Raw genomic sequence first — 15,132 nt, 5'->3', positions numbered from 1 at the left:
CCACGTCTGCCACGACGCGTTCCGGGATTCTCGAACCTAGTGGATCTCCGGTTCGGGAACACCGCCGGACCCGACCAGGAAATCGAAGTCGCAGCCGTCGTGGGCCTGGCCGATGTGGCGCGCGAAGAGGTGGTTGTAGCCGCGCTCGTAGGTGCGCGACGGCGGCGACCATTCGGCCAGCCGTTCGGCGATCTGCTCGTCGGTCAGCCGCACTTCGAGACTGCGCGCCTCCACATCGATGGCCACGATGTCGCCGGTGCGCACGGCCGCCAGGGGGCCGCCGATATAGGCCTCCGGCGAGACGTGCAGCACGCAGGCCCCGTAGCTGGTGCCGCTCATCCGCGCGTCGGAAATGCGCAGCATGTCGCGCACGCCCTGTTTCAGCAGCTTCCTGGGGATCGGCAGCATGCCCCACTCCGGCATGCCGGGCCCGCCCACCGGACCGGCATTCTGCAGCACCAGCACCGTGTCGGCGGTCACCTCCAGATCGTCCCGGTCCACCGCCGCGGCCATCTCGTTGTAGTCGCGGAAGACCAGAGCCGGCCCCTCGTGCTTCAAAAGACGCGGGTCTGCGGCCGACGGCTTCATCACGCAGCCGTTGGGCGCGAGGTTGCCGTAGAGCACCGCCGTTCCGCCGGAGGACGAAACCGGCCGGTCCAGCGGGCGGATGACGTCGTCATTGTAGACTTCGGCGGTGGCGATGGTTTCACTCAGTGTGCGGCCGCTGACGGTCGCCGCAGAGAGGTCGAGCTTGTCTCGGAGCGTGCCGAGCAGGGCGGTGAGGCCGCCGGCGTAGTAGAAGTCCTCCATGAGGTATTGGCCCGACGGTTGGACGTTGGCGGTGACGGGAACGTCCCGGGAAAACCGGTCGACGTCCATGAGGTCGAGCGGGACGCCGGCGCGGCGGGCGAGCGCCACCAGATGGATGAGGGCGTTGGTGGATCCGCCCATCGCCATCTGGGCCACCAGCGCGTTCTCGAACGAGGCGCGGGTGAGGATGGTCGACGGTTTGCGGTCCGCCCAGATCATCTCCACGGCCATGCGGCCGCACGCCGAGGCCATGCGGGGGTGGCCGGCGTCCGGCGCCGGGATGGAGCTGGCACCGGGCAGGGTGAAGCCCAGCACCTCGGCCAGTGCCGTCAGCGTCGATGCCGTGCCCATGGTCATGCAGTGCCCGTGGGAGCGGGCGATGCCGGCTTCCATCTCCTTCCAGGTCTCGTCCGAAATGTTGCCGGCGGCCTTTTCGGCCCAGTATTTCCAGACGTCGGAGCCGCTGCCCAGCGCCTTGCCCTGCCAGTTGCCGCGCAGCATCGGCCCGGCCGGCAGGAAGATCGCCGGCAGGTCCATCGAGATCGCGCCCATCAGCAGACCCGGCGTGGTCTTGTCGCAGCCGCCCATCAGCACCGCGCCGTCGACCGGATGCGAGCGCAACAGCTCTTCGGTCTCGATGGCCAGCAGGTTGCGGTAGAGCATGGTGGTCGGCTTGACGAAGGGTTCGGCCAGCGACAGCGCCGGCAGTTCGACGGGAAAGCCGCCCGCCTGGATCACCCCGCGCTTCACGTCCTCCACCCGCTCGGCGAAGTGGGCGTGGCAGGAGTTGATGCCGCTCCACGTGTTGACGATGGCGACGATGGGCCGGCCGACGAACTCGTCGTGGCTGTAGCCCATCTGCAGCATGCGCGAGCGGTGCCCGAACGCGCGCAGGTCCTGGGCTCCGAACCAGCGGTGGCTGCGGAGATCCTCCTTGGTCTTCACGGGCGTCTCTCCGGTTGGGCGGATGTCTTGGACAGGGTGTGGACGAAGGGCTCGCCGACCCGGGGCAGCCGGTACTTGTGGGCGATCTCGAGAATGGCCAGCGATGCCCGGAACAGGTGCGGCGGACAGCTGTTGTCGGCGAACATGTCGTGGTGGCAGGGCAACGCCACCTCGGGATCGATGTCGCGCACCAGTTCGGCCGCCTGGAAGTGGCTGAGGTTGTCGTAGCCGCCGTTGATGCACACGGCCATGACGTGCGGCGCATGGGCCTTCGCCGCGCGCAGCAGCGGGGAGGGGGCCGTGTCGCCGGTGACGTAGACCCGCGGGCCGCCGGCGACCTCCAGCACGAAGCCCATGTGATTGAGATCGGTGGTGTCGGTCGGCAGCGCGAAGGTGCCGGTGATGGTGACGTCGCCGAGGACGAACGACTGCTTCGGGTGGGTCAGCATGCGTTCGCCCGCCGGAATGCCGGCCTCGGCAAACACCTCCAGCGCCTGGGCCGGCCCGGCGAACCGGCGCGTGCCGGCCCGGCGGCTGCCGGCGATCGTCTCCGGGCAGGCATGGTCGGCGTGGCTGTGGGTGCACAGGAAGAGGTCGACCACGAGGTCATCGGGCGCCAGTGGCAGCGGCACCTGGCGCGCCGTGTCGAGGCCGGGCCGCATGCCGTTGATGCGGTCCGACAGGTAGGGATCGATGGCGATCACCGTGCCACCAGGGGACTTCACGAGGTAGCCGCTCTGGCCGAGGAACCAGAGGGCTACGCCGTCTTCCGGCACCGGCAGCGCGGCGACGTCTCTCATCAGCGAGCCCATGCACCTAGCGTCCGTGGTCCGCGCGCCAGGATGCGAACAGCTCCCGGCTGGCCGGGTCGGTGGGCGGATAGAGACCGACGATGGTGTGGCCCGCGTGCACCCGCTCGGCGACGAAATCCTCGAAGGCGGTCATTTCGTGTGCTTCCTCGGCGATCTCGTCGGCGAGGTGGGCGGGAATGACGACCACGCCCTCGTCGTCGCCGACGATGATGTCGCCCGGGTAGACGGCGACGCCGCCGCAGGCGATCGGCAGGTTCAGGTCGATGGCGTGATGGCGGATCAGGTTGGTCGGCGCCGAGGGGCGCGCGTGATAGGCGGGGAAGTCGAGGCCGGCGATGTCGGGCGTATCGCGGAAGCCGCCATCGGTCACGATCCCAGCGGCGCCGCGCACCATCAGCCGCGTGACCAGGATGCCGCCGGCCGACGCCGCATCGGCATCGCCGCGGGCATCGATCACCATGACATGGCCGGGAGGGCAGCTCTCGATGCCCACCCGCTGCGGATGAGCCGGATCCAGGAAGGCGTCGAGGGTGTCGAGATCCTCGCGGGCCGGAATGTAGCGCAGCGTGTAGGCCTCACCCACCATCTGCCGGCCCGATGCGATGCGCCGCGGGCCCTGGAGGAAGGTGTTGCGGAAGCCGCGCTTCAGGAGGGCCGTGGTGAGCGTCGCGGTGCTGACCCCGCGCAGCCGGGCGCGGGCCGGGTCGCCGATCCGTCCGCTCATGCTGCGAGCTTCCGGTGGCGGATCGTGAAGGGCGCTGCGGCGGCGCCGGGCAGGCAGCCGTCCGGGCAGCGCGGGTGATCGGCGGTCATCGTGCTTCCTTCCCTTCGCCTCCATGGGCGAGGTTGTTCTTGATTGCCTGTGGGCGGGTCAAAACGTGGTCGACAGGACCGCGGCGGCGAAACCACCTTGACGCGAGCCCGAACTAAAATATTAATATACCTGACTGGAACGTCAACCCGGATCACGCGTGCCGCCTGCGGTCGGCGCGCCGGGACCGGAACAAAGAACGCGGCCGCGAAGCCGCGGGCCATCGGCGGAGCCGACGGGGCCGGATGACCTGTCAGGGGAGAAACGACAGATGCTGAAATCACGAGTCATTTTCGGAGCGGTCCTTGCAGGCCTTGCTCTGGCGCCCGTTCACGTGCTGGCGGCCGACTACAGCCTGCGGCTCGGCACGGTGCTGGCCCCCGGGGATCCGCTGGTGGTGGGCGCCGAGGCGATGAAGAAGGCGGTCGCGGAGCGGACCGACGGGAAGGTGGAGATCCAGATCTTCCCGAGCTCGCAGCTGGGCGATACCCAGGACATGATGGACCAGGCGCAGGCCGGCGCGAACGTCGGAACCTTCGTCGAGGCCTCCCGCGTGTCGGTCTACGTGCCCCAGTTCGACGTGCTGGTCGCGCCCTATGTCTTCGACAGCGTCGACCAGCTCGCCGCGCTGGTCGAATCGCCGACCTACGACGCCTGGAACAAGGCGCTGGAGGACAAGACCGGCCTCACCATCCTGTCCTTCAACTGGTACCAGGGCGCCCGCAACCTGTTGACCAAGAAGCCGGTCAGCGGGCCGGAAGACCTCAAGGGCGTGCGGGTGCGCACCATCGGCCAGCCGCTGTGGATCAAGACCATCGGCGCGATGGGCGCGGTGCCCACCCCGCTCGCCTGGGCCGAGGTGTATCCGTCGCTGCAGACCGGCGTCATCGACGGGGCGGAAGCGCAGCCGTCGGCCATCCGCGGCGCCAAGCTCTACGAGGTCGTCAGCGACGTCACGGTGACCGAGCACATCTACCTGATGACCGGGCTGATCGTCAGCGCCAAGTGGCTGAACTCGCTGCCGGAGGACCTGCGCGCCATCGTCGTCGAGGAAGCCCAGAAGGCCGGGGCCGGGGTGCTGAAGGCAAACGTCGAACAGGCCGACGAGATCTTCGCGGAGATCGAGAAGGCGGGCGTGAAGGTGCACCGCATCGACACGGCGCCGTTCCGCAAGGCCGTCGAGCCGGTCTACGAGGAGCTCGGCCTCACCGACATGATCAAGGAAGCCCGCGGCGCGATCGGCGCCAACTGAGGCCGGTCGGCCAAACCCGGTTCCGCGCGGAGAGAACCGTGCGGAACCGTTTCGGCGGCCCGGCGCCGCCGCCGGCGCTCTGCGCCAGGACGGGCCGGCGTCGCACGGCGCTGGATTGCCGGCCGCCTCACTCGGGCCTGGAGCCGTTGCCGATCGGGTGGAAGCACCCGATCGATGTGAAACGGCTCCGGATTCCATCGCTTTGGGCAGGTCCCGGTCAGATCACCGCGATCTGGACGCGGCAGGCTCCAGCATGACCCAGGACTTCGGCCCGATCTGGATCGGCGGGACAGGAACACCCATGCTCACGACCTCACTCGCGTGGTTGCGCCGGATCGAGCGCGCCGTCGCCATGCTGCTGCTCTCGGGCATCTTTCTGGTGGTCTTCGCGGCCACGATCGGCCGCTATCTCGGCATGCCGGTGATCTGGTCGCTGGAGGCCAGCCAGGCGATGTTCGTTTGGCTGTGCCTGCTTGCCGGCGACATCACCCTTCAGAATTTCGGCCATTTCAGCGTGCCGTTGATCGCCGACACGCTGTCGCGGCCGGCCCGCCGGATCCTGGAGACGGTGAACGCCTGCATCGTGCTGGCGCTGCTGGTTTTCCTCGCCTGGTACGGCTGGTCGTTCGCCTGGATGAGCAGCGGCCGGCCGCTCGCCATGATGGGCGTCAGCGAAGGCATCGCGACGGCGGCGCTGCCCGTCGGCTTCGGGCTGATGGCGCTGACCACCCTCGAGCAGCTGGTCCGGCGCTGGCGCCGGATCGGCTACGACGACGCCCACCTGGCGCGGGACGTGATGTGATGCTGCTGCTCATCGGCGTCCTGTTCTTCATCCTCCTGCTCCTCAACCTTCCGGTCGCCTTCGCGCTGGCGCTCGCGTCGATTCCGGTCTTCCTGGTCAGCGACTACATGCCGCCGGCGGTGGCGCTGCAGCGCATGTACGGCGCCACGCTCTCCTATCCGCTGCTGGCGGTGCCGTTCTTCATCCTCGCCGGCAACCTGATGAACACCACCGGCATCACCGATCGGCTGCTGCGGTTCGCCCGGCTCCTCACCGGCTGGATGGTCGGCGGCCTCGCCCAGGTGTCGATCGTGCTGTCGGCGCTGATGGGGGGCATTTCCGGGGCTGCCGTCGCCGACGCGGCGATGGAAGCGCGGCTGCTCGGACCGACCATGATCGAGCGCGGCTACTCGAAGGGGTTCACCGCCAGCGTCATCGCGTTTTCCTCGGTCATCACCGCGACCATCCCGCCGAGCATCGGGCTGATCCTGTTCGGCTTCGTGAACGAGGTGTCCATCGGCCGGCTGCTGCTCGGCGGTGTGGTGCCGGGGATTCTGATGACGATCACGCTGATGATCGTCACCCGGCTGGTGGCCGGCCGCAACGGCTATGCCCCCGAACTGAAGGAGCGGCCGAGCTGGCGCGAGGTGGCGGTCAGCTTCCGGGAATGCTTCTGGGCGCTGATGTTCCCGGTCTTCCTGCTGGTCGGCTTCCGGATGGGCTTCTTCACCGCGACCGAGGCCGGCGCCATCGTCGTTGCCTACGCCCTGGTGGTCGGGCTGGTGGTCTACCGCGAGATGACCTGGCGGACCTTCGTGCAGGCGCTCCACCACTCGGTGATCGACATCGGCATGGTGATGCTGATCATCATCCTGTCCGCCGTGGTGGGCCACGCCTTCATCATCGAGCAGGCGCCCCAGCAGATCACCGGCGGGCTCGCGGCGGTCCATGCGAGCCCCTACGTGACGCTGCTGATCGTGCTCGGCGTCCTCTTCGTCGCCGGGATGATCATGGAAGCGACCGTCAACGTGCTCCTGCTGACGCCGCTTCTGCTGCCGGCGCTGACGGCCCAGGGCTTCGATCCGGTGCACGTCGGCGTGATCATGACGATCCTGATCACATTCGGCGGCAACACGCCGCCGATCGGCGTCATCATGTACACCGTGTGCGGGATCCTGAAGGTCAGCTTCGGACAGTTCGTCCGGGCGTCCTATCCGTTCATCATCGCCATGGTGCTGCTGTTCATGGTGCTGGGCCTGTTCCCGGCGACGGTGCTGTATCTGCCCGACCACGTGATGTGAGGCCGGAGCAACTTCGCTCAGATCAGCTTCGATCTGGCCGACCAGACAATGGCGTTTCTGTCGCCGCAACAGGGAGCCCGCTCGCAGGCGTTGACCTGATTGCCGAACATACGTCGGACCATCGCAGGCTCGATTGGCGAATGGTCGCGAAAAGGTCACCCTGCTTGTCGTAGGCTAGGTTCCTGATCTTTGTTTCAAAGTGAACATGGGAACGACATGCCCGCAGCATCAGCCCATCCGGGAGACCCGCATTACATCACGCGCAGCGGCTGGTTGCGCGCGGCCGTTCTTGGCGCAAATGACGGGGTCGTTTCCGTGTCGTCGCTGATCGTCGGGGTCGCCGCGGCCGATCCGACCCCGAGCACCGTTCTCATCGCCGGCATTGCCGGATTGTCGGCTGGTGCCATGTCGATGGCGGCCGGCGAATATGTATCCGTCTCGTCGCAGTCGGACACGGAACGGGCCGACATCGTCAGGGAAACCAAGGCGCTGCGGGAGTTCCCGGAGGCCGAACTCGCCGAACTGGCTGCGATCTACCAAGAGAAGGGGCTCAGCGAGGAGACGGCCCTTGTGGTGGCCAGGGAGCTCACGGAGCGGGACGCGCTTGGCAGCCACGTTCGGGACGAACTGGGGCTCTCGGAGGCGCACGCGGCCAACCCGCTTCAGGCGGCGTTCGCGTCGGGCGTGACGTTCACCGTCGCCGCGTCAATTCCCCTGTTGGCCGCGTATGCGGCGCCGACGGGATCGATCATCCCGGTTGTCCTGGTGGTGACGGTCATCACCCTGGCAGCGCTCGGCGCTCTGGGAGCAAAGGCCGGCGCGGCGCCGGTTCTGCGCGCGACGCTGCGCGTGGTGGTCTGGGGCGTGTTCGCCATGGCGGTCACGGCGGGCGTGGGCTGGGTATTCGGTGTCAGCGTCTGAGCGTCAGCCGCAGGCGTTGCCCGACCGATTGAAGCCGAAGCTGTGTCCTGCATCCACGCTTTCGCGGGCATCTCAGGCCGATCGGGCCTGATTTCATCGCGGTCTCAAGGGGTTGGCTCACGAGCGCCTTCTTGGCGATCGGGTGGAGCCACATGCTCGGAAATGGCTCTAGTCGGTAATGTGATCGGGAAAGCGGTCGCGCAGGTCCTCGACGCTTGCCAGGGTGCCGGACAGGTGGCCGCGCAGCGCTTCCTGGGCCTGGTCGGGGTCGCGCAGGGCGAGGGCCTCCAGAATCCCGCGGTGGCCGGTGATCACGCTCTGCGCCTTGCCGGGGGTCGGCAGATGCAGGTGGCGCAGCCGGTCGAGGTGGCCGCTGCGGCTGCGGATCAGGTTCCAGAGGCCCGGAACGCCGGCCATCTCCTGCATGGTGCGGTGCATCTCGCGGTCGGCCTCGGCAAAGGCCGCGAAATCCTCCCGCGCGAGGAAGCGCTCCTGCTGCAGGATCAGGCTCTCGATCGGATAGAGGTCGAGCCCGTCGGTGGCCGCCAGCAGGCGCACCGCCTCGATTTCCACCGAAACCCTGAGGAACTGGGCTTCGCGCACGCTCTGCAGATCGATCTTCGCGACCTTGGTCGCCGATTGCGGATACGTCTCGACCAGCCCTTCCTCCTCCAGCTTCAGGATCGCTTCGCGGACGGGCTGCTGGCTGACGCCGAACCGGATCGCCAGCTCCGCCCGCGACAGCGTCGCGCCGGGCGGAACGGCAAGCGAGATGATGCGCGCGCGCAGCTGCTCGTAGACCTGCGCGACGGCGGGCCGCCGGCGGTCGACGCGGACGTCGGCGAACGGGTCCTCCACAGGCATTGAGAGGACCGGTGAGGTCTGGTCGCTGCTCGACATGAACCCTTCTGAAATTGATATATCAATTTCCATCGATAGCCGGTTCTGCCCGCGCCCGCAATCACCGGGGGCGCGCCACGCGCGGCGGCCGGACGAGCGTGCTGCCTGACGGGAAGGACTTGATGCCTGGCGCGCAATGCGCCATCCGATGGGCACGATCGAGATTTCCGCACACCCGGGGGCCGACTTGACCATCTCTCGCATCCATCGCCGCGCCCTGTTGCTTCTCGCCGCCGCGCTGGCGGTGGCGCTGCTGCCGGGACGCGCCGCCCATGCCCAGTCGCGGGCGGAAACCCTGCGCTACGTCACCGGCGGGGCGGTCAACACGCTCGATCCGGTCATGCTGGGCGCGACGCCGGCGGCTACCTCCCTCAGTGCGGCCACCTATGACCGGCTCGTCGCCTTCGAGCGCACGCCGCGGGACGCGGCAGCCGGCACCTACGTGTTCGACTTTTCGGCCATCCGCGGGGAGCTCGCGGAAAGCTACGAGGTCAGCGAGGACGGCCTGACCCTCACCTTCCACCTGCGGCCGGACGCCACCTGGCAGGACGGGTCGCCGGTCACCGCCGAAGACGTGAAGTGGTCGCTCGACCGGGCGGTGACGGCCGAGACCATGTCGAAGGCCCAGCTCAAGACCGGCTCGCTGACCAGCCCCGACCAGTTCGAGATCGTCGACGACCGGACCGTGCGGATCAGCCTGCCCAAGGTCGACCGGCTGGCCCTGCCCAATCTCGCCTCGCTTTACGCACCGATGTTCGACAGCAAGCTCGTCAAGGCGAACGCCGGCCCGGACGATCCGTGGGGCGTCGAATGGCTGAAGACCAACACGGCGGGCAGCGGCGCCTACCGCGTCGACACCCACCAGCCGGGGCGGCAGGTGATCCTGGCGCGCAACGACGCCTGGACGGGCGGTGACGCCCCGGGCTTTCCCCGCGTCATCATCCAGACCGTTCCCGACGCCTCGACCCGCGCCAACCTGGTCGAGCGCGGCGACGCCGACATCACCATCGACATCCAGACCGAGGACCTGATCGCGCTGCGGCGTCGGGGCGACGTCAAGGTCGTGTCCGCGCCGATGCCGACGGCGTTTACGGCGGTCATCTTCAATACGCAGATGCAGCCGTTCGACGATCGGCGCGTTCGCCAGGCCGTGGCGCTGGCGCTGCCCTACGACGATATGCTGGCGGCCGCCGTCTCGGGCTTCGGCGGCAAGCTCTACGGCGCCGACTGGGACGACGTCCCGCCGCGCGCCGGGTTCCCCCAGGCGCTGCCGCTCCACACCGACCTCGAACGGGCCCGCGCGCTGCTCGCGGAGGCAGGCTATCCGGACGGCTTCGAAACGACGCTCTCCTTCGCCGTCAACCGCGCCCAGTGGGCCGAACCGGCCGCCGCGCTGGCGCAGGAAGCGCTGGCCAGGATCGGCATCCAGGTGGCGATCGAGAAGCTGCCCGATCCGCAGATGGCCGACGCCATCACCGAAAAGCGCCTGCCGATGCTGCTGGAGCGCTCCTACGCGATGTTCCCCTCGGCGGAATACTTCTTCCGCGTCTTCATGAGCGGCGAGTCGCGCTGGAACTTCTCGAGCTGGAACAACGAGGAGGTCAACGCGCTGCTGCCGCAGGCGCGTTACGAGGCCGATCAGGCCAAGTACGATGCCATCGCCGAAAAGCTCATCGGCATTGCCGCCGACCAGGTGCCGATGGCGCTGCTCTGGCAGCCGACCCAGGACGTGGTGATGGGCGAGGACATCGTCGGCTTCACGACCTGGTACCACTACTACGTCGATGTCCGCGATCTGAAGCGGCGATAGCACCGTCGAGTGCGAGGCCGGCGACGGCGTGCGATCAGCGCGTCCAGACGGTGCGCACCTCGACGGTGCGGTCCTCTTCAAGCGACTGGCGGATGGGGTCCGGGATCGCCACCGCCTTGATGCGCGCGGCGTCGTCCGGGTCGACCGCGCTCCAGACGCGCACCTGCGAGATCTCGGCGATCAGCGTCTCGCCGCGCGTGAAGCGGTGGGCCATGTCGAAGGAGGAACGGCCGAAGCGCCGGATGGTGGTCGACAGCACCAGGTCCTCGCCGAACCGGGCAGGCGCCTGGAACGCTGCCTCGCATCTGACCAGCGGCACGCCCCGGTAGTCCGGATCGGTGCCGAACAGGTCGGGAAGGGCGAAGCCCGCCGCCTCGAACAGCGTCGTCACTCCCGTCTCCGACCAGGAGAAGAAGTGCGGGTTGTAGACGATCCGGGCGGCGTCGCAGTGACTCCATTCGACGCGAATGTCGACGCGGGTTTCGAGCATGGGCCGGGCCTGGCGAGAGGGGACGGGACGGGGAAAGCGGCCCGTAACCGCTACGAGCGCACCGATCAGACGGCGATTCGCCCGCCAGCCGCAAGGCGGAGTTTTTCCGAGGTGAGGATTATGGTGCGGCCGCACCGAAGCGTGGTACGGACCTCACGCAACGGCAGGCCGATCGGTGGCGCGCGTCCTGCTCACATCCACATGCCCTTTCAAGATCAATGCGCCGTCTGGAGGTCTGAGGCCGATGAAGCTCGTCTCGTTTCGCAGGAATGGAAACCCCGGCTACGGCGTCGTCAAGGACGATGGTATCGTCGATATCGGAGCGAAGCTGCCGAACGCGCCCACGTTGCGGGCCCTTCTCGAAACCGGCGGCCTTGAGAAGGCGCGGGACCTTGCGGCCTCTGCCGCGGTCGACGTCGCGCTGGCCGACATCACCTTCGACCCGGTGATCCCGGACCCGGCCAAGATCATCTGCATCGGCCTCAACTACCGCGACCACGTCGCCGAGACCGGCCGCACCGAGACCGCGAATCCGGCGCTGTTTCCCCGCTATCCGGCGAGCCAGGTCGGCCACGGCCAGCCGATGATCAAGCCGCTCGAATCCGACGTGTTCGACTACGAGGGTGAACTGGCCGTCATCATCGGCACCGGCGGCCGGCGCATCTCGAAGGACGACGCCTTCGCCCACATCGCCGGCTACTCCTGCTACAACGATGGCAGCATTCGCGACTGGCAGGGCCACACCGGACAGTTCATGGCGGGCAAGACCTTCGTCGGCACCGGCGGGTTCGGACCGTGGATGGTCACCACCGACGAGATCCCGGATCCGTCGGCCCTGACGCTCACCACCCGCCTCAACGGGCAGGTGATGCAGACCTCCACCACCGACATGCTGATCACGCCGATTCCGGGCCTGATCGCCTACATCTCGACGATCCTGCCGCTGGAGCCGGGCGACGTCATCGCCACCGGCACGCCGGCCGGCGTCGGCTTCAAGCGCACCCCACCCATCCTGATGCGCGACGGCGACACCATCGAGGTCGAGATCTCGCAGATTGGCACCCTCAGCAATCCGGTGGTCGCGGAACGCTGAGCGCACCCGGCGCCGCGGGCCGCTCCGGCCCGGGCGTCACGCCGCGGCGGCGGGAAGGACGGACGAGATCGCGGCAATCAGGTCCGCGACTTCGTAGGGCTTGCGGACGATCGGCACGTGCGAGAGCGTGCTGGGGATCATCGAGCCGTCGCCGTAGCCGGTCGCGAAGACGAACGGGATGCCGCGACGCATCAGTTCTTCCGCGACCGGAATCGACGTCTCGTCGCCGAGGTTGACGTCGAGAACCGCCACGTGCGGTGGGGTGCCGTTCAGCTTCTCGATCGCTTCTGCCGCAGACGCGGTGGTGGTGACGTCCGACAGTCCGTGATCCTGCAGGCTCGCCTCCACGTCCATGGCGATGAGCATCTGGTCTTCCACCAGCAGCACGCGCGTGCTGCTGTCGAGGGTGTCGGCGGAGGTCCGTGCCGTCGGCGCCTTGCCGTCCGAGCGGCCGGGCTCGTCGGTCAGCTCGGCATGCTTCGCTGGAATGGCCAGCTCCGCCCGCACGCCGTCGGATGCGTAGTCGACGTGGGTGCGCCCGCCAAGATCGTACGGGATCGAGCGGCTGATCAGCGCCGAACCGAAGCCGGAGCGTGCTGGTGCTGCGACCGCCGGGCCGCCGGTTTCCTCCCAGGAAATCACGCAGTCTCCGGCGGCATCCATGCGCCATGACACCGCCAGTTCGCCCGCTTCCGTCGACAGCGAACCGTACTTCGCGGCGTTCGTCGCGAGCTCGTGCAGCACCAGTGCCAGCACCGAAAAGGCGCGTCCGTCCATCCAGACGCCGGGGCCGTCCAGCCGGACGGTCGTCGACGGATTGCGATAGGGCGACAGCTCGGCGTCGAGAAGATCGGCAAGCATCCCACCGCCGTCGCCCCGCACCACCTGGTCATGGGCGAAGGACAGCGCCTGCAGCCGTCCCTTCAGCGTGTCGACATATTCGACCAGCGTGCGGCCTTCCTGGACGGGATGGCCGACCAGCGACTTGATGATGGCCAGGATGTTCTTGACGCGGTGGTTGAGCTCCTGGTTGAGCATCCGCTGACGGACGTCGGACTTGCGCCGTTCCTCCGCCATCAGTTCGTTCTGCCGGAGCACGATCTCCACCGTGGCCGCCCGCGCCTCTTCGGCGATCTCCGCCTCGGACTCCGTCCACGGCGCGGATTGGGCCCGAACCGTCTCCTTCCAGATGGCAAAGCTCTTGCGCGGGGTGAGCCGGTCGCCGAGCGGGCCGCTCTCGTACGATTTTTCCGGATTGCCCGCCCAGTCGAGGGTCTGAACGAGCTCCTTGCGGAAGAAGAACATGTAGTCGTTGGGGATCTGCGACAGGGGGATCGCCAGTGCCCCCGACGCCTGTTCGACGTAGGCGGCCGCTCCCGGCACCTCGCGCGAGAGGCTGTTGCTCATCCAGACACGCCCGTCGGCGGCGGCGGCGACATGGCGCGCGAGTTCCGGGATGGCATCCAGGGGCGGGGTGATTCCATGCGCATGGAAGCGCCCGCCGAGCCACAGCCCGACCCCGTCGCACGGCACGAGACCGGCGAATTCGGAAAGGCTCTCTTTGAGAAGCGTCTCGATCCCGCCCTGGTGGGTTGCCCGGCGCAGGAACCGGTCCAGCGACGCCCGGGCAGCCGTCGCGGTGTCCAGGCGCCGCTTCTGCTTCAGCGTGTTCAGGTGCAGCGAGAAGAAATCGCCGAAGATCTCCGCCGCAACCCGTTCCGCCATCGGCAGGATCTTCGGGGAATAGTGGTGACAGGCGATCAGGCCCGACAGGGTGCCGTCGACGATCACCGAGATCGACATGGAGGCGGCCACTCCCATGTTGCGCAGATACTCGCAATGGATCGGCGAGACGCTGCGCAGGTGGGCGTGGGAGAGATCGAGCGGCTCGCCGCCATCGTCCAGCTCGGGGACGACCGGCACGCGCGCGAAATCGACGTCCGAAATGATGCGGATGGTGTTGCTGAGATAGAGCGCGCGCGCCTGCTGCGGGATGTCGGAGGCGGGAAAATACTGCCCGAGGAAGCTCTCGAGGTCGGCCCGCTTCACTTCGCTGACGACCCTGCCGGATCCGTCCTGCTCGAAGCGGTAGATCATCACCCGATCATAGCCGAGGGCGGAGCGAACGAGCCGCGCCGCCTGGTCCATCAGTGCGCTCTCGTCGCCGGTGCCGCCGATCCGGCCGATCATTTCCCGGGTCAGCCGGAGAGGCTGGTTGGCCTTCATCGCCGGTTCGAATTCGATCAGAACCGAGGCTCCGACCCTGTGCACGCTGATGTCAAACCCGCCTTTCGCCATGACCTGCACGTCGAACAGCAGCGCGGGCCGCGCCACATCACCGGCGATCGCTTCGGCGCCCCGCAGGGCCTGCACGCAGGCGTCGTCGAACAGGCTTTCGAGCGAGGCACCGTTGATAGGGCCGCTCAGGCCCAGCATCTCCGCCGCGTTCTCGGAATGACGCAGCACGGTCCCGCCGCCGGGCGCGCAGACCAGCAGGCAGCCGTGCGGCTGGATGCTGCCGGGAATGTGGATCGGCTCCCTGTCGCAGTTGGTCAGGTCGACGGTGTCAGGCAGCGACATGGTCAAAGCTCTTGAAAGCGTCCGTGGCGGTCTGGAAGGCCGTGACCGCCGCCTCGGCGGCGACGTCCAGGCTGAAGGGCTCGGCGCGTTCCAGACATGCAAGGAAACTGCGCCAGTTGCCAAGGGTCAGGCTCTGCACGGCGAGATGACGCCCGCCATGGCGCGCATCGAAACCGAGCGCAAGCGCCCGCTGCGCGATGATCCTGCCGCCCAGCGCCGATCCCTCCAGAACATAGGCAACGCCTGCGGCGGCGGAAGGGTTCGCATCGATGACGAGCGCCGCACCGGGCCGGGAGCCGATGCCGACGTCGGCGAGATCAGCGGCCAGGTGGCGGGCAATACATGTGGGCTGCCAGCCGGCAAACTCGGCCGGCATCGGAACCCGGGAGAGCCAGCGCTCGGCGGCGCTGCGAAACCCGTCTAGGCCGACCAGGTAGCGCCGGTATGCGGCGGGGGTCTCCAGCGGGCCGACGGTCGTGTCCAGGAGAGCATGCGCCGAAGCGGTCAGTTGCCTGAGCCCCCCGCGCCGTGAGCCGAATTCCATCAAGTTCCGTTCGGTTCCCGTGTCGGTCGTTGTGGTGTCGTGAAAGCGCGGGATGCTCGGCGCGGACCGCATCGGACGCCGC

The 15,132-nt window shown here is 68.0% G+C and carries 13 protein-coding genes; 6 read left to right on the top strand and 7 right to left on the bottom strand.

The features are described from left to right. Positions 1 to 36: 36 nt before the first annotated feature. From araD to ACSSVZ_RS14065, 3 genes are read right to left on the bottom strand one after another with little or no spacing between them, the layout of a single operon-like run. Positions 37 to 1,755, bottom strand: coding sequence for an L-arabinonate dehydratase (araD, locus tag ACSSVZ_RS14075; RefSeq protein WP_453970969.1), 1,719 nt, complete (start codon positions 1,753 to 1,755; stop codon positions 37 to 39). Next, positions 1,752 to 2,567 (bottom strand): MBL fold metallo-hydrolase, encoded by an 816-nt coding sequence (locus ACSSVZ_RS14070; protein WP_453970967.1) that lies wholly within the window; start codon positions 2,565 to 2,567, stop codon positions 1,752 to 1,754. The genes araD and ACSSVZ_RS14070 overlap by 4 nt, the downstream gene beginning before the upstream one ends. 4 nt (positions 2,568 to 2,571) lie before the next feature. Beyond that, on the bottom strand, positions 2,572 to 3,291 hold the full coding sequence (locus ACSSVZ_RS14065) for a ribonuclease activity regulator RraA (protein ID WP_453970965.1): 720 nt from the start codon (positions 3,289 to 3,291) through the stop codon (positions 2,572 to 2,574). 358 nt (positions 3,292 to 3,649) lie between these two features. Here ACSSVZ_RS14065 and ACSSVZ_RS14060 point away from each other — a divergent pair, with 358 nt between their 5' ends. The 4 genes from ACSSVZ_RS14060 (at position 3,650) to ACSSVZ_RS14045 (ending at position 7,633) form a co-directional block, all read left to right on the top strand. Continuing rightward, a complete protein-coding gene (locus ACSSVZ_RS14060) occupies positions 3,650 to 4,630 on the top strand; it encodes a C4-dicarboxylate TRAP transporter substrate-binding protein (protein ID WP_453970963.1) in 981 nt (326 codons plus the stop codon). A gap of 301 nt (positions 4,631 to 4,931) precedes the next feature. Further along, the gene (locus ACSSVZ_RS14055; protein ID WP_453970961.1) at positions 4,932 to 5,432 is read left to right on the top strand and encodes a TRAP transporter small permease; all 501 of its coding nucleotides are present in this window, start codon (positions 4,932 to 4,934) and stop codon (positions 5,430 to 5,432) included. Further along, positions 5,432 to 6,712, top strand: a complete 1,281-nt coding sequence (locus ACSSVZ_RS14050) for a TRAP transporter large permease (protein WP_453970959.1) — start codon at positions 5,432 to 5,434, stop codon at positions 6,710 to 6,712. Before ACSSVZ_RS14055 ends, ACSSVZ_RS14050 begins: the two co-directional genes overlap by 1 nt. Positions 6,713 to 6,928: 216 nt before the next feature. Further along, entirely contained in the window at positions 6,929 to 7,633 is a 705-nt protein-coding gene (locus tag ACSSVZ_RS14045) for a VIT1/CCC1 transporter family protein (RefSeq protein ID WP_453970958.1), read from the top strand. Between the two features lie 168 nt (positions 7,634 to 7,801). On the opposite strand, the gene ACSSVZ_RS14040 is transcribed toward ACSSVZ_RS14045, so the two are convergent. Continuing rightward, positions 7,802 to 8,533, bottom strand: coding sequence for a GntR family transcriptional regulator (locus tag ACSSVZ_RS14040; RefSeq protein ID WP_453970956.1), 732 nt, complete (start codon positions 8,531 to 8,533; stop codon positions 7,802 to 7,804). 193 nt (positions 8,534 to 8,726) lie between these two features. On the opposite strand from ACSSVZ_RS14040, the gene ACSSVZ_RS14035 reads away from it, so the two are divergent. Then, positions 8,727 to 10,343, top strand: a complete 1,617-nt coding sequence (locus ACSSVZ_RS14035) for an ABC transporter substrate-binding protein (protein WP_453971076.1) — start codon at positions 8,727 to 8,729, stop codon at positions 10,341 to 10,343. 34 nt (positions 10,344 to 10,377) lie between these two features. Here ACSSVZ_RS14035 and ACSSVZ_RS14030 read toward each other — a convergent pair whose 3' ends face one another. Continuing rightward, a complete protein-coding gene (locus tag ACSSVZ_RS14030; RefSeq protein ID WP_453970953.1) occupies positions 10,378 to 10,833 on the bottom strand; it encodes an acyl-CoA thioesterase in 456 nt (151 codons plus the stop codon). 244 nt (positions 10,834 to 11,077) lie between these two features. Here ACSSVZ_RS14030 and ACSSVZ_RS14025 point away from each other — a divergent pair, with 244 nt between their 5' ends. After that, complete coding sequence (locus ACSSVZ_RS14025) at positions 11,078 to 11,926, top strand: fumarylacetoacetate hydrolase family protein (RefSeq protein WP_453970951.1); 849 nt, start codon at positions 11,078 to 11,080, stop codon at positions 11,924 to 11,926. A gap of 36 nt (positions 11,927 to 11,962) precedes the next feature. Here the strand turns inward: ACSSVZ_RS14025 and ACSSVZ_RS14020 are convergent, their stop codons facing one another. Together ACSSVZ_RS14020 and ACSSVZ_RS14015 are read right to left on the bottom strand one after the other, a co-directional pair. Then, complete coding sequence (locus ACSSVZ_RS14020; protein WP_453970949.1) at positions 11,963 to 14,506, bottom strand: HWE histidine kinase domain-containing protein; 2,544 nt, start codon at positions 14,504 to 14,506, stop codon at positions 11,963 to 11,965. Further along, positions 14,493 to 15,122 carry a biliverdin-producing heme oxygenase gene (locus ACSSVZ_RS14015; RefSeq protein ID WP_453970947.1) on the bottom strand — a complete coding sequence of 210 codons (630 nt, stop codon included), beginning with the start codon at positions 15,120 to 15,122 and terminating at the stop codon, positions 14,493 to 14,495. Before ACSSVZ_RS14015 ends, ACSSVZ_RS14020 begins: the two co-directional genes overlap by 14 nt. Positions 15,123 to 15,132: the final 10 nt, after the last annotated feature.

The organism is Amorphus sp. MBR-141 (genome assembly GCF_053628695.1).
Note: the sequence above shows the minus strand (reverse complement) of the source record. Positions and strands in the feature narration are given on the sequence as shown.